The 19,266-nt window shown below is 44.6% G+C and carries 20 protein-coding genes and 1 tRNA gene; 10 read left to right on the plus strand and 11 right to left on the minus strand.

Features of this window, described 5'->3' with window-relative positions:
* Positions 1–630: 630 nt before the first annotated feature.
* Genes Xkoz_RS13130 through Xkoz_RS24100 form a run of 3 tightly spaced genes read right to left on the minus strand, consistent with a single transcriptional unit; the run spans position 631 to position 3,561 of the window.
* Positions 631–3,033: a primase-like DNA-binding domain-containing protein gene (locus Xkoz_RS13130; protein ID WP_099142594.1), complete on the minus strand. Its 2,403-nt coding sequence runs from the start codon at positions 3,031–3,033 to the stop codon at positions 631–633.
* A 2-nt stretch (positions 3,034–3,035) separates the two neighbouring features.
* The gene (locus Xkoz_RS21950) at positions 3,036–3,443 is read right to left on the minus strand and encodes a hypothetical protein (RefSeq protein WP_208615267.1); all 408 of its coding nucleotides are present in this window, start codon (positions 3,441–3,443) and stop codon (positions 3,036–3,038) included.
* Positions 3,436–3,561: a hypothetical protein gene (locus Xkoz_RS24100; protein WP_279627410.1), complete on the minus strand. Its 126-nt coding sequence runs from the start codon at positions 3,559–3,561 to the stop codon at positions 3,436–3,438. Before Xkoz_RS24100 ends, Xkoz_RS21950 begins: the two co-directional genes overlap by 8 nt.
* 190 nt (positions 3,562–3,751) lie before the next feature.
* Here Xkoz_RS24100 and Xkoz_RS13140 point away from each other — a divergent pair, with 190 nt between their 5' ends.
* Positions 3,752–3,940, plus strand: a complete 189-nt coding sequence (locus Xkoz_RS13140) for a YlcI/YnfO family protein (protein WP_092521422.1) — start codon at positions 3,752–3,754, stop codon at positions 3,938–3,940.
* 183 nt (positions 3,941–4,123) lie between these two features.
* Here the strand turns inward: Xkoz_RS13140 and Xkoz_RS13145 are convergent, their stop codons facing one another.
* The 4 genes from Xkoz_RS13145 to Xkoz_RS13160 all read right to left on the minus strand — a co-directional run bounded on the left by Xkoz_RS13145 (position 4,124) and on the right by Xkoz_RS13160 (position 6,295).
* A complete protein-coding gene (locus Xkoz_RS13145; RefSeq protein WP_071880963.1) occupies positions 4,124–4,399 on the minus strand; it encodes an AlpA family phage regulatory protein in 276 nt (91 codons plus the stop codon).
* A complete protein-coding gene (locus Xkoz_RS13150; RefSeq protein ID WP_046973901.1) occupies positions 4,399–4,614 on the minus strand; it encodes a helix-turn-helix transcriptional regulator in 216 nt (71 codons plus the stop codon). Before Xkoz_RS13150 ends, Xkoz_RS13145 begins: the two co-directional genes overlap by 1 nt.
* 224 nt (positions 4,615–4,838) lie before the next feature.
* Positions 4,839–6,053: a tyrosine-type recombinase/integrase gene (locus Xkoz_RS13155; RefSeq protein ID WP_099142595.1), complete on the minus strand. Its 1,215-nt coding sequence runs from the start codon at positions 6,051–6,053 to the stop codon at positions 4,839–4,841.
* Between the two features lie 165 nt (positions 6,054–6,218).
* Positions 6,219–6,295: transfer RNA gene (locus Xkoz_RS13160), tRNA-Arg, on the minus strand.
* Positions 6,296–6,485: 190 nt separating this feature from the next.
* Between Xkoz_RS13160 and folD the strand changes: the two genes are divergently transcribed.
* The 3 genes from folD (at position 6,486) to sra (ending at position 8,344) form a co-directional block, all read left to right on the plus strand.
* A complete protein-coding gene (gene folD / locus Xkoz_RS13165) occupies positions 6,486–7,361 on the plus strand; it encodes a bifunctional methylenetetrahydrofolate dehydrogenase/methenyltetrahydrofolate cyclohydrolase FolD (protein ID WP_099142596.1) in 876 nt (291 codons plus the stop codon).
* Positions 7,361–7,585, plus strand: coding sequence for a ribosome-associated protein YbcJ (gene ybcJ / locus Xkoz_RS13170; protein WP_099142597.1), 225 nt, complete (start codon positions 7,361–7,363; stop codon positions 7,583–7,585). The genes folD and ybcJ overlap by 1 nt, the downstream gene beginning before the upstream one ends.
* A gap of 522 nt (positions 7,586–8,107) precedes the next feature.
* On the plus strand, positions 8,108–8,344 hold the full coding sequence (sra, locus tag Xkoz_RS13175; RefSeq protein ID WP_099142598.1) for a stationary-phase-induced ribosome-associated protein: 237 nt from the start codon (positions 8,108–8,110) through the stop codon (positions 8,342–8,344).
* 137 nt (positions 8,345–8,481) lie between these two features.
* On the opposite strand, the gene cysS is transcribed toward sra, so the two are convergent.
* Positions 8,482–9,864 carry a cysteine--tRNA ligase gene (gene cysS, locus Xkoz_RS13180; protein ID WP_099142599.1) on the minus strand — a complete coding sequence of 461 codons (1,383 nt, stop codon included), beginning with the start codon at positions 9,862–9,864 and terminating at the stop codon, positions 8,482–8,484.
* Between the two features lie 274 nt (positions 9,865–10,138).
* Between cysS and ppiB the strand changes: the two genes are divergently transcribed.
* The 4 genes from ppiB to purK all read left to right on the plus strand — a co-directional run bounded on the left by ppiB (position 10,139) and on the right by purK (position 13,154).
* Positions 10,139–10,633: a peptidylprolyl isomerase B gene (ppiB, locus tag Xkoz_RS13185; RefSeq protein ID WP_099142600.1), complete on the plus strand. Its 495-nt coding sequence runs from the start codon at positions 10,139–10,141 to the stop codon at positions 10,631–10,633.
* 25 nt (positions 10,634–10,658) lie between these two features.
* A complete protein-coding gene (gene lpxH, locus Xkoz_RS13190; protein ID WP_099142601.1) occupies positions 10,659–11,381 on the plus strand; it encodes a UDP-2,3-diacylglucosamine diphosphatase in 723 nt (240 codons plus the stop codon).
* A gap of 190 nt (positions 11,382–11,571) precedes the next feature.
* On the plus strand, positions 11,572–12,084 hold the full coding sequence (gene purE, locus Xkoz_RS13195; RefSeq protein ID WP_422646060.1) for a 5-(carboxyamino)imidazole ribonucleotide mutase: 513 nt from the start codon (positions 11,572–11,574) through the stop codon (positions 12,082–12,084).
* On the plus strand, positions 12,081–13,154 hold the full coding sequence (purK, locus tag Xkoz_RS13200; protein WP_099142602.1) for a 5-(carboxyamino)imidazole ribonucleotide synthase: 1,074 nt from the start codon (positions 12,081–12,083) through the stop codon (positions 13,152–13,154). Before purE ends, purK begins: the two co-directional genes overlap by 4 nt.
* A gap of 66 nt (positions 13,155–13,220) precedes the next feature.
* Here purK and Xkoz_RS13205 read toward each other — a convergent pair whose 3' ends face one another.
* Complete coding sequence (locus Xkoz_RS13205; RefSeq protein WP_099142603.1) at positions 13,221–13,835, minus strand: riboflavin synthase subunit alpha; 615 nt, start codon at positions 13,833–13,835, stop codon at positions 13,221–13,223.
* Positions 13,836–14,046: 211 nt separating this feature from the next.
* On the opposite strand from Xkoz_RS13205, the gene Xkoz_RS13210 reads away from it, so the two are divergent.
* Positions 14,047–15,324, plus strand: coding sequence for an MFS transporter (locus Xkoz_RS13210; RefSeq protein WP_099142604.1), 1,278 nt, complete (start codon positions 14,047–14,049; stop codon positions 15,322–15,324).
* 157 nt (positions 15,325–15,481) lie between these two features.
* On the opposite strand, the gene ybbP is transcribed toward Xkoz_RS13210, so the two are convergent.
* Positions 15,482–17,914, minus strand: a complete 2,433-nt coding sequence (gene ybbP / locus Xkoz_RS13215) for a putative ABC transporter permease subunit YbbP (protein ID WP_099142605.1) — start codon at positions 17,912–17,914, stop codon at positions 15,482–15,484.
* Positions 17,911–18,597: a putative ABC transporter ATP-binding protein YbbA gene (gene ybbA / locus Xkoz_RS13220; protein WP_099142606.1), complete on the minus strand. Its 687-nt coding sequence runs from the start codon at positions 18,595–18,597 to the stop codon at positions 17,911–17,913. Before ybbA ends, ybbP begins: the two co-directional genes overlap by 4 nt.
* Here ybbA and tesA point away from each other — a divergent pair.
* The gene (gene tesA, locus Xkoz_RS13225; protein ID WP_208615268.1) at positions 18,568–19,200 is read left to right on the plus strand and encodes a multifunctional acyl-CoA thioesterase I/protease I/lysophospholipase L1; all 633 of its coding nucleotides are present in this window, start codon (positions 18,568–18,570) and stop codon (positions 19,198–19,200) included. The two genes, ybbA and tesA, sit on opposite strands and share 30 nt — an antisense overlap.
* Positions 19,201–19,266: the final 66 nt, after the last annotated feature.

Consider the following 19,266-nt stretch of genomic DNA (forward strand, 5'->3'; position numbering starts at 1 on the left):
CTGTATCTCCTCTTCCCGGCCTGTCTGATAACGATTGCCAATGGATTCAGGCGTTGAACATCCCGCTGAAATTAATCCTTGTTTCTTGCCTTTGAGTGATAAGTAGATAACGTGTGACATCTTGTCTCCTGTGATCTGACTGCCGATAAATATCAGATGAATGAAACAGGATACAACAGGATTATTTATGGATTCCAGTCTGAATAAAAGTCCATCAATGAAATTGTGATTAACGTCTGTTCTTAAATAAAACCAGATAATTACATCATTTAAATTTCAGGTAATACCAAAAAATAAAACTGATACACTACTTATGCTTTCTCTGATTTGTCTGGCTTTTATTTACCTGCCAAAGAGAGTCCCCTAAAAATCTTTTTACGCCCTTCAACTGTGCACCCTATCCACAAATCAGTTAATAAATTGAAAATAAATGATTTTTTAAGTTGGATACCGTGTCCATCGACTATCCGTACTATGCTCCTTTAATTATTCAGAAAAATGAACAGGGTGAATAGTGGGTGTATAGTTAAAGGATAACTATTAACCCTGTTTTTATATTTAAATTCAACAAATTATGATTTTTGTTGCATAGGGTGTACAGTTAAGCATAAAAAGTTTATACAGGGCAGGTTATTTATTCGCTGGTTCAGGCACAGCCGGAAGCCATTCATTCGCCTCGTCCGTTAAATCAATATTGTAATAATAGCCTTTTTTGGTTTTGAATTTCCGGTAGTCCTTCTTATATTCCTGCATTACTTTAGGCAGGGAATCCCCGAATTTCGTTAATGTGAGTGGCCTGTCAAACCCATAGGCTTCCATAAAAGACAAGTAGGCATGGTAAAGGTATATTCTGGGTGCTCTGGGATGAATATTTTTATTCCCCATCTTCATGCCTAGCTCTTTCCCCAACGAGACCAAATAAGCACAGAAATTATACAGCGGATCGGAGTTACTTTTCACCAAGAGTGCTTCGTTAGAATCGCGTTGCGCCTGTAGCAGCTTTTTAGCCTTATTCTGGTCGGCAAATTTGTTCAATAAATGACGGATAATCACAGGCAGTTCCCGGCTGATTTTCTCCGATAATTCCGGGTCTTTTTCTGATTCTTTGACCGGAATATTAAACGGGAATATCACCCGCCGCCGTGCAATCCCGCCATTACGTTCTGTAAAGCTCATCGGTTCGTTATTGGTGGCTAATACCACGGCTTTAATAATGGTGGAAAATTGTTTTTCATATTTCCCGTCAACTTCAATCAGATCGCCGCCTGTAATTGCCTTGATGCCTGCGCCCTCACCGACATATTTAACCTGATCAGGCAATGTAATCAGGCTCTTCCCGACAAACTGATAACGCCCTCTGGCTTCATCCAGCGCTTTCATATTCCCACTGGCGGTATTGTGTTCACCTGCTAATAAAGTCGCAATATAAGTAAACACACTTTTACCGCTACCGCCTTCACCTGTGACCTCAATAAATAACTGCCAGTCATAACGGTTTGCCAGGATCATAAATAAACCCGCATTGATACGCGCCATTTTTTCATTATTATTTCCAGCCGCATGAGACAGCCATTGATAGAAATACGGAGCGTGTTGCCGGATATTTTCCCCGGCTACCGATTCTGTGAATGCTATCCCATTATGGTTCATAAGCCAATGCTCAGGGGCGTGGGGTTTAAACGCCTGTACCGATAAATCATACACACCATTACTGAATCCGATTAACTCCCGTTTCGGTTCACCAATGACAGGAATTTGTAATTTCATCGCACTGATCGCGTTATTAATGCCGTTCGGGCTGTAAGGTGTTTCGTGCTGGTCGAAGATGGCAACCATTGCGCGACGCAGTTCGCTATCCGACACGCTTTCCCATGTTGCACCGTTATAACGATAGGCCATTTCACTTTCAGGATTGACCGCAATTTTTCTGTAATATTCAACCAACAGCGCCCCGCGTTGGCTGGCTGCCATTTGTGCCAGATTGTTATTGGTCTTCTTTGGCTTCGTTTCGTGAATAACCACCGCTTCTGCTTCCATGAGTTTTTTCTCCCCAACCTGATATAACCCGTTACTGAATGCCTGCTTTGCTGCCTTAATGCCGTGATGCTGGCGATAATCGTCCCAATCAGATTTTAATTCCGTAGGCGGTAGTGTTACCCAGCCGTTAATCGCTATAGCGGTCTTTTCTGCCGCTATCTTGCCGACATTCTTTTTTAGCCTACCGTTTTTGTCCTGTTCGCCTTGCTCATGCCAGTCATTATCAGCGGCAAGAATAATTTTTGCGTCTGGCCACTGCGCTCTGACCAGTTCGGCAACCGTGAGTAAATTGCTTTCATCAATTGCCGCCAGTACCATGCCTTCATGTAACTGACTGACAGTTAACGCCGTTGCATAACCCTCAGCAATGATAAAGGTATCGGACGTTCCGGTAATCTCTGACACGGGAATAAAACTGCCTTTCTTCTGAGTCCCTGAAACAAGTCGTTTTTCACCGTTTGGCTTGATGGTCTGCGCACCCGTGATTGTGCCGTCCAGCATCTGAGTCACCAGCAATAAAGCACCATCTTTCAATAACCGTTGATTGGGGCATTGCAGCCCCTTTTTCACCAGATATTGAGATTCGCCCGTAATAGCTGTAGCGAGCATTGTTGCGATGCGTTCAGCAATAGATTTCACTGTTCGTGGTTGTGCTTTGGTGGGCTTAGGTTCAGGTAAAGGCATTACCAACACATTCGCCACCAGCTTAGCCGCTGCAAAGACCGTGATCCCTTTGGTTCTTGCCACCAAATCCAGCCCATCACCGTAACTCGGCTCATCACACTGGCGACAATGCCAATCGCCATGATGGTTATCATCCATAAAGTGAAAACGGTCTGTACCGCCGCAGATTGGGCAAGCGCCGTGTTTGCCTTTTGCCGGAATATCAACACCACAAGCAGGCAACAGGCTTTGCCAACGATTGATGGCTGATGTCTTCACTGTTCGAATAACATCTAATGGGCGGCTTTTCTGATTATTATTTCCCTGACTCATGATCACTCGTCCTCACCATTAACCGCTGCATAAAGCGAATAGTAGACTTCCTGATTAATATCACAGGCCAGTGAAAGCAAATCGTGTAACTCTTCCGAACAGTGTTGGCTGGCCTGTTCAAGAATAACCTCATATAAAGAGGTACATAATCCCGCACGAAATGAAGCCTGACCTAATGGGTCGGATTTCCTGTATACAATGCAATTTAATAATTTATTCATCGGTGGCTGCGGAGCATGTTTCAACAGGGCGCGGTGAACCTCCTGATGAATGCCGTGCGCCAATGCAATCAGATTATTTAAATTGATTTCGCATTCACCTTTGGCTTTTTTGGTAATGAACGTGAACAGTGAAATACCCAAACCTGCACGATATAGCGCCTGTTTTAGTGAGATAGGTTTATTACTCATGGTATGCCCCCTGACGTAATGCGAAGATCAAAGAGGACATATTAGCCAGCCGCTGAGTGCCGGATGCAATTAAGAATGTAAATTTAAGGCGAGTTTGGTTATGCTGTATGTCAGCCATAGCGTAAGTCTCTTTTACGTTGTGGTTAGACGCCTCGACAGTGTTCCAGCACTTCGAGGCGTTGTTATTTTCACTAATCAAATAATTCTTAGTGCACAAACACCTTACACTTTGGTGTACAAACACGTCAAGTGTTTTAATTTCAATTTTTTCGGGTATAGTGTTAGTACACCAACTATGAGAATTCACTATGGCTACGGGATATAAAAATAATCGTTCAACAACAAAAGGCATCCGCTTTCCGCATGAGTTACTTGATGAAATCAATACATATGTGGATGGTGATAAGTCTATAAATCCAAATTCTAATTTCTCAGCATGGGTTATTGATGCCTGTGAAAAAAAGATCAAATTAGAGAAGCGTAAAGTTAAAAGTTGAATCAATCTTTTCTCTTTCAAAGAGGGCAAATAGATCACACCAAGGATAGCATTCACGGTGCTATCCTTTTCCTTCCAACTAATCACTATAGAAATAATTGAAATATCACTTTTCTTATTTTTGGCGTAGGGATATCCGTAACGGTTATTATCCGTCTTTTTATTTTTCATGATTTTTCTTTATTTACTGTGCTTTTCGGCTATATGGGTTGTTTACGTTTTCTACTTTTGGAGGATTGCGTATCCACCATAAAATATCACTTAAAAGCCACGCACAGGAATTACGCCCAAAATGACAACGTGGAGGAAATAAACCCAAGGCTTCTAATTTATAGCAATGTCCTCTTGATATACTCGTTAATCTTTTTCGTTCTGTTTCCCTTATTCTTCTTTCAGATTCACCATAAGCAGAAAGAATATATTTCCTCTGTTCGTCGGTTGGTGAGATGTATTTTTTCATTACATCATCTCACCGCGAGATTCAGCGATACGTTGAGCTATCCAGCTATCAATTTCTGACTCAATAAAAGCTATTGAGCGAGTGCCAATTTTGACTTGCTTCGGAAATTTATCTTCTTCAATGAGTTTGTAAATCCACGCTTTACTGTAACCCGTTCTGCGTTGAACCTCGGACAAGCGAATAAGACTTTCTTTAGATGTGGTAATTGTTGACATATAGTTTCCCCTGTTAGTTTGTCCATATTTGATGTTTCTGGATGTTATTAGAACAGGAGTAATTAAACCGAATTTATAATGTGAGATCATCACGTTGGAATAGTAACTTGCTTCATACAAAGAATGTAATATATCTTACAGTTTACAGACATAACTACTTATGATTAAAAATAACCTTAAGTAGTTATATATTGAACGACAACTATTGTTGTTTATTCACCCAATTAAGCGCGCTTCTTAAATTCGCCATGTAATACATTTTCGCCTTGTTCGAGTACATCCATATAGTCGGCATACCATTGCAACATTTCCCTACGACCATCCAAATATTGGGCGTGATTGTATGTTCCTCTGATACTGTTCTTATCAACATGAGCAAGCTGTGTCTCAATCCATGCGGTGTTATAGCCCTGTTCATGCAAAATTGTACTCATAGTGTGGCGGAATCCGTGGCCTGTTGCCCTGCCATCATAACCAATACGCTTAAGAACCTGATTAATGGCGGCTTCACTCATTGGCTTACCCGCATCATTACGACCAGGGAAAACATATTTCCCGCGCCCTGTAATAGCGTGTAACTTAATAAGAATAGCTTTAACCTGATTTGATAGCGGTACGATGTGAGGACGGCGCATCTTCATACGTTCGGCAGGTATTTGCCAGATATCTTTATCTAAATCGAATTCAGTCCATTCTGATTCTCTCAATTCGATGGTACGCACTCCAGTAAGCATCAGCAAACATGTAGCTGATTGAGTAACCTTACTTCCACTATAATCATTCAAGGCTATCAGGAAGTCATTCATTTGATCTGCTAAAAGGTGTGGGAAGTGTTTTTGCTTTGGTGCCTTAAGCGCGCTGGCAAGATCAGTAACGGGATTGAATTCTGCTCGTCCTGTAATAACGGCATATGTGAAAATTTGCCGACATGCTTGTCTGGTTTTTTTCAATTTATCTAACACGCCGCGTTGCTCCATCTTTCGGAGAACGGCTAACATGTCAGCGGGTTTGATATCAGTAATAGCACGTTTCCCAACATAGGGAAAAATATCTTTTCGCAGGTATTCCAGAATGTCTTCGGCATATCCTTTTGACCAATTAGGGCGCTTATGTTCGTGCCACTCAATGGCGATGGACTCAAAACTATTATTGACCGCAAAAGCTCTGGCGACTTTTTCAGCTTTCTTTTCCTCAAGCGGATCACTACCACCTGATAGCGTTCTCCTTGCCTCATTTCGCTTATTTCTTGCTTCTGCGAGAGATATATCAGGATATACCCCCAATGCGAGCAATTTTTCTTTGCCTGCGATCCGATACTTTAACCGCCAATAACGAGAGCCATTTGGGTTAACCAATAGATATAATCCGCCGCCATCGGCAAGTTTGTAGGGTTTTTCTTTCGGCTTTGCAGTGTCCACCTGTCGGGCTGTTAGCTTCATTTGGGGGTATCTCACTTCATTGAACCTGAACGTACCCCTAAATATACCCCCATAAGATCGTAGATTTCAACATACCTTACTAGACTACGGGAGAACGAAGAATGGCTAATACTGCGTATTTACTGGAGTTTTGTGGACTTTGGAAGACGATAAGATATTAAAGGATGGTACGCCCTACAGGATTCGAACCTGTGACCTACGGCTTAGAAGGCCGTTGCTCTATCCAGCTGAGCTAAGGGCGCATTAGGGGATGCAGAATAAGAAACATTATTAATGCCTTAATGCAGCACCGGATTATACGGGCATAATGGAATGAGTCAATGCCCTTTTCGCTCATATGTTCATTTTATGATTATTAATAAAACTGACAGGCGGTTCATGTTCTGACAAAATAGCACCCATTCCTATACTTAATAATGGAATCTTAACTACATGTCAGCAAAAATTATTGATGGGAAAACGATTGCGCAGACAATCAGAAGCGAAGTTGCAGAAAAAGTCAGGCTGCGCGTTGCCAGCGGAAAACGAGCGCCAGGTCTTGCTGTCGTTTTAGTGGGAGAAAACCCTGCTTCCCAAATTTATGTCGCCAGCAAACGCCGCGCTTGTGAAGAAGTTGGGTTTATGTCCCGCTCTTATGATCTACCTGATACGACCAGCGAAGCTGAATTACTTTCCCTGATAGATGACCTGAATGCCGATGCGCAAATCGATGGTATTTTGGTTCAACTCCCTTTGCCTGCCGGCATTGATAATGTCAAGGTACTGGAACGTATTCGTCCCGATAAGGATGTCGATGGTTTCCACCCCTATAATATCGGCCGTCTGTGTCAACGCGCGCCCAGGCTGCGCCCTTGTACTCCCCGTGGCATTGTCACTCTGCTTGAACGCTGCAAGATTAATACCTATGGGCTAAATGCAGTTATTATCGGTGCTTCCAATATTGTTGGCCGCCCAATGAGTCTGGAATTGCTGTTGGCGGGCTGTACAACGACAGTCACCCATCGCTTTACCAAAAACTTACGTCAACATGTTGAACAGGCTGATTTACTGGTCGTGGCTGTTGGCAAGCCAAACTTTATTCCTGGTGAATGGATTAAGCCGGGTGCGATTGTCATTGATGTTGGCATTAATCGGCTGGAAAATGGCAAAGTCATTGGTGATGTGGATTTCGATAAGGCGTCCGAACACGCAGCTTGGATATCCCCTGTACCGGGTGGTGTCGGTCCGATGACTGTTGCAACATTGATTCAAAATACCTTGCAGGCTTGCGAGGAATATCATGATGTGGATACAACTGAAGGTTATTAATGGAAATTTTTTATTTAGATGGTCACCCTTATGTCGAGTTATGCGATTTACTGAAATTTCAAGGGTGGTGTGAGAGTGGTGCTGCGGCGAAAGCCATGATTGCAGAGGGTTTGGTACAGGTTGATGGTCAACTCGAAACTCGCAAACGCTGCAAGATTACCGCCGGTAAGGTGGTTACCTTTAATGGTGAATCTGTTCGCGTTGAAGAGTCACTCAGTGAATAAACATTACCACTAATACTACACTGTTCGGAAAGACAGCACCTGATGTATTTATATATTTAAGGTGCTGTTTTTTTATAAATAGAATTTAATTCTCTTTTATTTTTCATTTATATCAATCAGCACAAGGTGATATATACCCGTCGCCTTTCAAGATGCGTTTTATATCTCCCGCGCAGCGGGGAGATATAAGCACTTCCATTGGTTTGCAAACTGCAACTTGAAGTTGGATTGGTATATAAATATTTAGGCAATATGATGTCAATCATAACGCCGATGTTATTAGTAAATATCGTTACCATCCTGATTTACAACTTATTTTAATACAAAAAACCAGACAAATCCCACAAGCACATAATACAAGGGTAATAATAGGTGTCGTCGTATTAATGATTCAGGCGGCAAATTTATCTGGGTTTATCTACAGGATATGTGACATTGTCGATATATTGATAAACAATCATATCAATTTTCTAATGAGTTGCTATACTGGGGATCTTATGTACAACTGAAACGGAGTTAATTATGTTAAGTAATAGAGCTGCAAGAAGGTTGTTAGGTTTGTCTTATAAGTTAAGTAATGCTAAACGCAGAGTAAAGATTTCTCTTCTTAATCCGGCTTCCAGTGATAACACACATCAAATACCCGAGCACCTGAGTAATACTTCTTTTATTGCAATGAAACGGGATGCTGTTTCTGGAAAAGTCACCTATCACGCTGGAAATGCTTTCTATCCTGAGCATCTCAATAACCATCGATAAAACTCTCAGTTTTGATTCTGCTCACTGATACAACTCAGTATTCCAACTAAAAAATTTCGCTGTGAAAGCGCAAATACGATAAAAATTGAACCGCCCATCGAAGGGGCGGTTCTGGTGTTCAATAAAGCCAAAATCGATTACTTACGGCGCCATGTTGTTCCTTGGGAACCATCTTCCAACTCAATTCCCATTTCATTTAACTGGTCACGCGCCGCATCAGCCAATGCCCACTCTTTATTTTTACGGGCATCGTTACGCTGTTTGATGAGTGCTTCAATTTGGGCGACGTCGTCGTCCGCCTTAGCCCCACCTTGTAAAAAGTGTTCTGGATCTTGTTCCAACAGACCGAGAAGCCCCGCCAATTGACGCATGCTGGCGGCCAGACCGTTAGCCGCAGCCATGTCTTCTGTTTTCAGACGATTAAGCTCACGCGCCATATCAAACAAAACTGAATACGCTTCTGGTGTGTTGAAATCATCGTTCATCGCTTCAATGAAACGGGCTTCAAACGCTTCTCCACCAGCAGGCTGGGCGGATTTATCCATGCCACGCAGGGAAGTATACAGACGTTCAAGAGAAGTGCGGGCCTGTTTCAAGTTTTCTTCCGTATAATTCAACTGGCTGCGATAGTGACCGGACAACAGGAAATAACGTACGGTTTCAGCATCGTAGTATTCCAGCACATCACGGATGGTGAAGAAGTTGTTCAACGACTTGGACATCTTCTCTTTATCCACCATGACCATGCCGGAATGCATCCAATAATTGACGTAAGGGCCATCATGGGCACACGTTGATTGGGCGATCTCATTTTCATGGTGCGGGAACATCAAATCTGCCCCCCCGCCGTGGATATCAAAGTGGTGACCCAGCGTCTTGCCATTCATGGCGGAACATTCAATATGCCACCCCGGCCGACCGGCACCCCACGGAGAACGCCAGCTCGGCTCACCCGGCTTGGACATTTTCCATAGTACAAAATCCATTGGGTTACGTTTTACATCTGCCACTTCAACACGGGCGCCAGCCTGTAATTGATCCAAATCCTGGCGAGACAGCAGCCCATAATCAGGGTTAGTGTCAATGGAGAACATGACATCACCATTAGCGGCAACATAAGCGTGTCCACGTTTAATCAGTTCTTCCGTGATAGCAATAATCTCTGGGATATGTTGTGTTGCGCGAGGTTCTAAATCAGGACGCAGGATATTTAATGCATCAAAATCGCTGTACATTTCTGCCAACATGCGTGCAGTTAAATCGTCGCAACTTTCATTATTTTCGATTGCACGTTTGATAATTTTATCATCCACGTCCGTAACATTACGGACATACGTCAGATCGTACCCCAGATAACGCAGATAACGGGCAATAACATCAAATGCCACAAATGTCCTACCATGACCGATATGGCATAAGTCATAAATGGTAATGCCACACACGTACATGCCCACTTTTCCTGCGTGAATCGGCTTAAATTCTTCTTTTTGACGACTGAGAGTATTGAAAATTTTTAGCATCAGTGGGTTTTCCGTAAAAATGACTGTACGTGTAATAAAATCAAATGAATTGACTGATTATAGGCTTCTTTATCAGCAAGATAAATAAACGAAAATGTAGAGAAGCCAGACAAGGTATTTCACCCTGATACGCAATGCTTTGCAAGTGCCACAAGCTACCTTGTTCTGATACCGCCTCCAAGTACTGACTCGAAATCTGAGATATGATATAACAGCGGTTGTTCAGAACCCCCTAGATACAGGGTTAACCAAAACTATTATTAGGATTTCTATTATGGTGACTTTCCACACCAATTTTGGCGATATCGTAATCAAGACATTCGCTGATAAAGCGCCTGTAACTGTTGAAAACTTCCTGAGTTATTGCTCAGAAGGTTTTTATGACAACACAATTTTTCATCGTGTTATCAATGGCTTCATGATCCAAGGCGGTGGCTTTGAACCCGGCATGAAGCAGAAAATGGTTAAGTCCCCTATCAAAAACGAAGCCAACAATGGCCTGAAAAATAGCCGTGGCACCCTCGCGATGGCACGTACCAATGATCCACACTCTGCAACTGCCCAGTTCTTCATTAACGTTGTCGATAACGATTTCCTGAACTTCCGTTCAGAACGTCCAGATGGATGGGGTTATTGCGTATTTGCCGAAGTTGTTGAAGGCATGGACGTGGTTGATAAAATCAAAGGTGTTTCCACGGGTCGTAGCGGTATGCACCAAGATGTACCACATGAAGATGTGATCGTTGAACGTGTGACTGTTAGCGAATAATTGTCGTTTAGAGAATCATCGCTATATGAATACGTTGTTTATTGCAGACTTGCATCTCAGTGAACAAGAACCGGCAATTATTGCCGGTTTTCTGCGTTTTTTACGTGAAGAGGCGATTCATGCTGAGAGTCTTTATATTCTCGGTGATTTTTTTGATTACTGGATTGGTGATGATGACCCCAACCCATTACATGCTAAAATCGCCCAGGCACTTAATGAACTGAAACAAAAAGGCATCCCCTGTTATTTCATTCATGGCAATCGTGATTTTTTGCTTGGCTCCCGTTTTGCTAAAGAAAGCGGTTTGATCTTGCTACCACAGGAGAAAGTGCTGGAATTGTACGGTAAACGTATTCTGATCTTACATGGTGATACGCTATGCATCGATGATGTCGACTATCAGCAATATCGTAAACGAGTACACACTCCGTGGATACAGCGGTTATTCCTGTTTCTCCCTTTGTTTATCCGCTTAAAAATTGCCGCCAAAATGCGGGCAAATAGCCAATATGCCAACAGCCAAAAATCCGCATCAATTATGGATGTCAATCAAGAGGCTGTGATTGAGCACTTTAAAAAATACCAGGTTGGTTGGATCATTCATGGGCATACCCATCGTCCAGCAATACACGATATTCAGATTGGCGATAAAACCGTGCATCGCGGTGTATTAGGGGCATGGCATAACCAAGGTTCGATGTTCAAAGTCACAGAAGCGGCTATTGAATTGATATCCTTCCCCTTCTAAACCTGTTTACTTATTTTGTAAAAATCGACAAATCAAGCCACGCAAACGTTTTCCTTGTGCAATGAGCATGATATGATCCGCCGTCTGAAATTTCATCTTTGTTCTGGTAGACACCCAATACAGGAGCATCTGATTTATGACGTCCCGCTCTGATCCCACTACAACTATTCCCCCAACAATGACTTCCCCAATGGAAATAGAAACCCAAAACCACGCCAAAATTGCCATTGTCATGGGTTCTAAAAGTGACTGGGCCACAATGCAGCATGCCGCCGATATCTTGACCGAACTCGCTATTCCTTTTCACGTTGAAATCGTTTCGGCACACCGAACGCCGGATAAACTTTTTCATTTCGCGGAACACGCGAAGGCAAACGGTTTTGCCGTAATTATCGCGGGCGCCGGCGGGGCGGCACATTTACCCGGCATGTTGGCAGCCAAAACGCTGGTGCCTGTGTTTGGGGTTCCTGTACAAAGCGCTGCGCTTAGCGGTGTCGATAGCCTGTATTCTATCGTCCAAATGCCAAAGGGCATCCCCGTTGGTACGCTGGCTATCGGCAAAGCAGGCGCAGCAAATGCCGCATTGCTGGCCGCCCAAGTGCTGGCTTTGCATGATAATGCGCTGTTACAGCGTCTGTCAGACTGGCGCAGTACCCAAACCCAAGCCGTTTTGGATAACCCAGATCCGCGGGAGGGTGCATGAAGCCGGTTTGTGTATTGGGAAATGGACAGTTGGGCAGAATGTTGCGTCAAGCTGGAGAGCCATTAGGGATTGCTGTTTATCCCGTTGGGTTGGATGCCGAACCGGAAGCCGTGCCTTATCAAAGCAGCATTATCACCGCAGAAATTGAGCGTTGGCCCGAAACCGCATTAACCCGCGAACTGGCTCATCATCAGGCTTTTATCAATCGCGATATTTTTCCGCAACTGGCGGATCGTTTGCCGCAAAAGCAGCTTATGGATACGTTAGGTCTGGCGACCGCGCCGTGGAAACTGCTTTCAGCCCCTGACCAATGGCCACAGCTCTTTGCGGAATTAGGCAATTTCATCATCGTTAAACGACGGACAGGAGGCTATGACGGGCGTGGCCAATGGCGTATCCGGCCGGGTGATGAAACAACGCTGCCACCGGAAATTTATGGTGAATGTATTGTCGAACAGGGGATACCGTTTTCGGGTGAAGTCTCGCTGGTGGGTGCCCGCAATGCCAAAGGGGAATCCGTATTCTATACCTTGACCCACAATTTGCATCAGGAAGGTATTTTGCGTACCAGCGTTGCGTTACCTGATAATTGCGCCGATAAGCCATTTCAGCAGCAAGCAGAGCAGATGCTGTCTGCCATCATGAATCACCTGAACTATATTGGCGTGATGGCGATGGAATGCTTTATTGTTGGCGATAAGTTGTTGATCAATGAATTGGCTCCACGAGTTCATAATAGCGGTCACTGGACGCAAAACGGCGCCTCTATCAGCCAGTTTGAACTTCATCTACGGGCGATCTTGAATCTCCCCATGCCACAACCCGAAATCTTCGCCCCCTCCGTCATGATCAATCTGATCGGCACAGAGGTGAATCCCGCCTGGCTGAGTTTGCCACTGGTTCGTTTGCATTGGTATGAAAAAGATGTTCGTCCAGTGCGTAAGGTTGGCCACTTAAATGTGGTTCATGCGGATAAGGGAATATTGAAAACAACGTTGCAAACGTTAGCCTCGCTATTACCAACAGAATATCAAAGCAGCCTTAAGTGGGCACAAGATACATTAAACTGAGTTCACTCTAGAAAGTGGTCATGATGAAAATCAACGACCACTTCCTATTTCCAGTTCGATTAAAGATTACTGCATTCTTGATAATGTTCGGGATAGTGTATCGACAATGGTTCTTGTCGTTTGATCTATTTCATAATTGAGGAAATCACCGACTTTTATCTTGCTGAGATTGGTTATTCTTAATGTTTCTGGGATCAAGTTTAATGCAATGGTCTTGTTTTCTTCATCAATACCGTTGATGGTTAAACTACAACCCTGCAAGCCAATAAAACCTTTCAGGAAAAAATACTTAATGTTGTCCTGAGGAAGCCGAAGAACCAACCGATAAGTTTCACCCGTTGCCGTAAACTCGACGACTTCTGCCATGCCCTCTATATGCCCATAAAGATTGTGCCCGCCATTTTCTTTATGCATCAGATGTGAGCGTTCGATGTTGACTTCATCCCCAATGGAGAGGAACTTTAACGTGGTGGTATCGGCAGTAAAGTCAGAGATATCAAAAAAAACGCTATCGCCACTAAATTGGGTAACCGTCAGGCATGTGCCATCAATGGCGACACTGGCTCCGACCGTAACATCATCAAAAAAATGATTGTGATTGCTAATAATGAGTGTGCTAAATCCATTCTTTTTATTAAGTGATAATACCCTTTCTTTACCTTGTACAATGCCTGTATACATCACTATCCCCTTTTCTGAAGTAAGAATAATCTTGTTGAATAACAAACCTTATGTTCATTAGAACAATACTTATCATCAAGTAAAATAAAAGATACGCCCGGCTTTCGCACGAATCAATTTAGCTATGGTGTGTTTATTCGGTACAGCTTTTTCTCATAAACACATAAAATAGAGCCGTTTTTAATGGTTTATATCCTTCAATGGGGTCACAATGTCCATTCAACACGACAAATTCGGGCGTACTTATCAGTGGGTTTTGCTGATACTTTTAGGCATGGTCTATTTTCTATCCACAGCAACAACCTTTACGTCATTGGGTGTTGTCCTGCCGAGTATGATTCATGAACTGGGCTGGAGTTGGACAAATGCAGGGTTAGGGTTCACGCTGCTTGGCCTGACTTGCGGGCTATCCAGTTTTCTGCCAACGGTATTTATTCGTAAAATTGGCGTGCGTTTCACCCTGTTTATCGGCCTGCTGATTTTTCTGGCAGGTTTCTACAACCTTTATCATACATACGCTATTTCATCCTATTTTATCGGTACGGCTTTAATGGGTGTCGGTTTTACTTTTCTGGCGACAGTGCCGGGCACTTATGTGATTTCACGGCTATATGAGAAACAATCCCTTGCTTTTGGTTTTTACTTCACGATAGGCGGATTGGGGGGAGTCATTGGCCCGTGGATCTATTTTCTGGCGACCCGTGTTTGGGGAACCTGGCGCATGCACTGGATGATTTCCGCCATTATCCTCTCGGTTTTCGTTATCCTGACGATAATGACGCTGCGGGAGGGAAAACGGGAAATTGCCCACGCCAAGGCGGTAAACCAGAAACATAACAATCAGGATACGCCCAGCATTTATCGCACCAGGCAACGTTGGACTGCACATCAGGCATTACGGACATGGCAGTTCTATGTGATTGCTGCAACTTACACTGCCTTTTTATGGTGTGGCATTACCGTCAATAGTTTTGCCGTTGCCCATATGATTGAAAATGGTTTCAGCGAAGCTATCGCCGCGGGGTTATTGAGTATAATGGCTTTTATCAATGCGTTTTCCCGCTTAGCCGGCGGCGCAGTTGGGGAATGGGTAGAACCGAAAAAGTTACTGGTTAGTAGCCTGTCCGTTATTATACTTGGCCTGATTGCCCTGAGTCTCGCCTCTTCATGGCCGTTCCTGATTGCATTTACGCTGTGTGTCGGGATGGGGTATGGCATGACCTTCCTCGCATCCAGTGTGTTGTTGGCTAACTATTTTGGCCGCAAGCCTTATCTGGAGCTGTTTTCTATCATGAACCTGATATCGACGTTGGCTTGTCTGGCGCCTTTTTTGGCAGGTGTCATCAAGGATTATTCAGGCAGTTTTACCGCTGCGTTCTTGATGATGGCTATCCCCGTATTTGTTGTACTTGTCGTCACATTAATGATGAAGCCCCCCGCCCATAAAATAAGAAAACCGCTAGTTGGAAACGCCCCATTTACTGAATAGGAAAAAATGAACTGAGCAAGAATCGCCACTGAATGCGCCTTATCGACAAAATCGGGCGCTTGACTGCCAACATTCAGGGAAGCATTTGCCTGATCATCGCGGGCGGGGGATTGATAAACCTCGTTTAAACCAACGAGGTTTATCAAAGATGTGGGAATTAGTCAGGCAAGCGTCGATATTGCCCTTGTCCGCGTAATAACCTAATTCCTAACCAGCCACCACACAGGGAGAGCAGTAAGCTACTGATGACAGGCAGCAGCAACCACATCTGCCATTGCGGTTGCCACGGAAAGTCAAAGACCTGGGTCTGCAACAACCCAAGCGCCATTTCCGCACCCAATGCCGCCGCTAAACCTGCCATAAAACCAAGCAGGGCAAATTCACTCCACAATGTACGACGCAAAAGTTTTTTGCTTGCCCCCAATGTGCGGTATACCACCAATTCAAGTTGTCGTTGGCTCATACCGACCTGAATTTGTGCCAATAGCAGCAATCCGCCACAAACCATCACTAAAATAACCATAATTTCCAAAGCCTTGCTAACTTGCTGCAAGATGCCTTGTACTTGTTTAAGTATCGAACCAATATCCAGAATACTGATGGTCGGGAAATGGCGGTTAATTTCCGTTAACAAACCGCCATCTCCTGTATAATGGAAACTGGTCAGCCACATTTTGGGCTGATTTTCCAATGTCTCTTTGGCAAAAATAAAAATGAAATTCGGGTTTATACTCTCCCAATCCACCTTGCGAATACTGCTGACCGTCACCTGAAACGTTCGGGTATCTCCGGTGAAGGTGAGCCTATCGCCCAGATTAATTTGCAACCGCTCAGCGACACTTTGTTCCATCGAAACTTCGTTTGGTTTGGGTGGCCAGCTTCCCGCCATCAGGGTATTGAAAGGGGGCAGTTCTGTTTTCCAGGTTAAGTTCAGCTCGCGACGTACTGTCGTGCTATTAGGCTGTTTTTCATTCGCCCAGTCCAGCGCAGATTGCCCGTTCACTTCGGTCAAACGCGCCAACACCACGGGATAAAAATCGGTAGGTTTTACCTGATATTTGGCCAGCAAGTCGTTAACTTGGGCGATTTGCGGTTGGGCGATATTGAGCAGGAAATAATTGGGACTGTCCGGGGGTAATTGCTGCCGCCATTGATTCAATAAATCGCCCCTGACCATGATAAGCAAAGCCAGCAACATGAATGACAGGGAAAATGCCGCCAATTGGGTCATGGTCTGAAAGGGTCGGCATAGTAACCGATTGACCGCCAGACGCAGGCTTAACTGACGGAATGTCACACGACGCAGCAACCATAATCCCCCCCAGCCCAATAACGCCAAAAACAACGCGACAATCGGCACTCCCGCTAATAATGACCATAACAAAGGGTGAGTGCCTGCCAGTAATACCAATCCTCCCGTTATTATTAATGCCACTGCGGGCAAATAATAACGTAATGGCCAGATGGATGCTGTTACATCACTTCTCAATACCCGTGAAGGCTGAGTCGCCATAAGCTGGCGATAAGGGCGAATACCGACCAACACCGCAATACCAAACAAAGCACCTATCGCCCATACCCACGGCCACATGCCCGCCGCCGGTAACAGCTTAGGTAACATCCCGGCCAAAATTCGAATCAATGCGGATTCAAAAGCCAAACCTAAAAGGGAGCCGACCACCATGGCAGCAAGCAAGATGACCAGCCATTGCCCAATGATCCACTGACGCAAGCCCCAACGCCCTGCCCCTAATGTTTTCAGGATGGCAATCAGGTTATGTCGGCTGCGGCAGTAATGCGCCATAGAAACTGCCATAGCCGCAACAGCAAGGAGTAACGTCAACAAAGCTGACAGCAGTAAAAATTGCTGGGCACGTTCAATGGATTGAGCCATGACGCCATTATCCTGTTTCAACGTCAACCAGCGTTGATCGGCCTTTAATTGCGGTTCAACAAATTGTTGGAATGATTGGATGGCGGCGAGAGATCCCGCAAACATATAGCGGTAAGTTAAGCGACTGCCGGGTTGAATCGCCCCGGTTGCCTGGGCATCATCGATATTAATCAAAATTCGGGGGGAAATCTGGAAGGGATTGAAACCACTGTCAGGCTCTTGCAGCAATTCACCGCTAATTTTTAAGGTAGTATCCCCCACGTCAATATTATCCCCAACCTTAACGCCCAATAGTGTCAACAATCGTGGCGCCACCAACACCGAACCTTTTTCCGGTTTTAATCCGTGTGGATGGGTTTCCAGCTCGCCATACAGCGGATAACGCGCATCTGCGGCTTTCACCTGAGCCAGTTGCGGAATATCCCCCGCATACGTCATGGTCGAAAATGAGATTTGGCGACTCAGTGACAACCCTAGCTCTTGTGCCCTTTGTAGCCAGGTTTCATCAACGGGATACGAGGCTCTTAAGACAAGATCACCGGCCAGAAAATCACGGCTTTGGTAATGTACACTTTGATCAATGCGATCCCCGATACGCCCCAATGCCAGTACACAGGCCACCGCTAAGGTCAGGGATAACCAAACAATCAGGAGAGAAGGCGTACGCCATTCACGCCAAAACCAGCGCCAGATCATGCTTCCTCCCGCAATGTTCCATCGACCAAACGTAAACGACGCTGGCAACGTGCAGCCAGTTGGCTGTCGTGCGTCACTAAAATCAATGTCGTGGCGTAATCATGGTTCAGGGAAAACAGCAAGTCGGCGATACGCTCCCCGGTCTGGCGATCAAGGTTACCCGTTGGCTCATCAGCAAACAGGATCTTGGGACGGGTACAGAACGCCCGTGCCAACGCTACCCGCTGCTGTTCCCCGCCCGAAAGCTGGGCTGGCATGTGTTTCAGGCGTTTTCCCAAGCCTAGCTGTTCGAGTAATTCAACGGCTTGTTTGCGGCTTTGGTTTTCCGATCCCCCACGTAATAGTGCCGGAAGCTGGACGTTTTCCAATGCATTCAAGGTGGGGATCAACATAAATGACTGAAAAACAAAACCCACATTCTCTGCCCTTAACTGCGCACGTTGCTCTTCATTCATGCGACTGATATTCTGCCCCAACAGATGAACTTCTCCTGCGCTGCCATCATCCAAGCCAGCAATAATTCCCAGCAGCGTTGATTTACCCGAACCTGATTCACCAATTAATGCAATTGTCTGGGCTGGCTCGACAACTAACTCAATACCCTGCAATATATTAATTACCTGTTCCCCTTGACCGACATGTTTAGTGAGATGATGAACGTTAAGAATACTTTCTACAGCCATGTATTTTTCCTTTTGTTGTTGGTGCTATGCAGTGCAAGAGCAGCGGCGGCGAATACTTTGTTGATATTAGGTGATAGCCTCAGTGCCGGATACCGTTTGCCCATTGAGCAGTCATGGCCTGCCCTCATGGCAAAACAGTGGCAACAATCCGGCAAAAAAACAGCCCTTGTTAACGGCAGTATAAGTGGCAATACCGTTGCACAGGGCCTTGAGCGTTTGCCGGAATTATTGCAACAGCACAATCCAAAATGGGTTTTAATCGAGCTTGGTGCAAATGATGGATTGCGGGGTTTTCCTATTCAAAACATAGAACAAGATTTGCAACAGAGTATTACTTTGATCAAACAAGCCGGCGCACAACCGTTGTTAATGCAAATCCAAATTTCACCTAATTATGGAAAGCGATATACCGAATCCTTTGCCAAAATTTATCCAGCGCTTGCTGAAAGCAACCACATTCCTCTGCTACCCTTTTTCATGGAGCACGTTGCTATCAAACCAGAATGGATGCAAGATGATGGGCTACATCCCAATCAGGCTGCCCAACCTTTCATTGCCGATTGGATGTCCAAAAAGTTGTCGATATACATCAATTCTCCTTAAGTCAATATATTTCTCAATAGTAAATCATTTATTTCCATAAATTGATGCAGATGAACAGGTAAAGTT

Origin of the sequence: Xenorhabdus kozodoii (assembly GCF_002632875.1) — a bacterium.
GTDB lineage: Bacteria > Pseudomonadota > Gammaproteobacteria > Enterobacterales > Enterobacteriaceae > Xenorhabdus > Xenorhabdus kozodoii.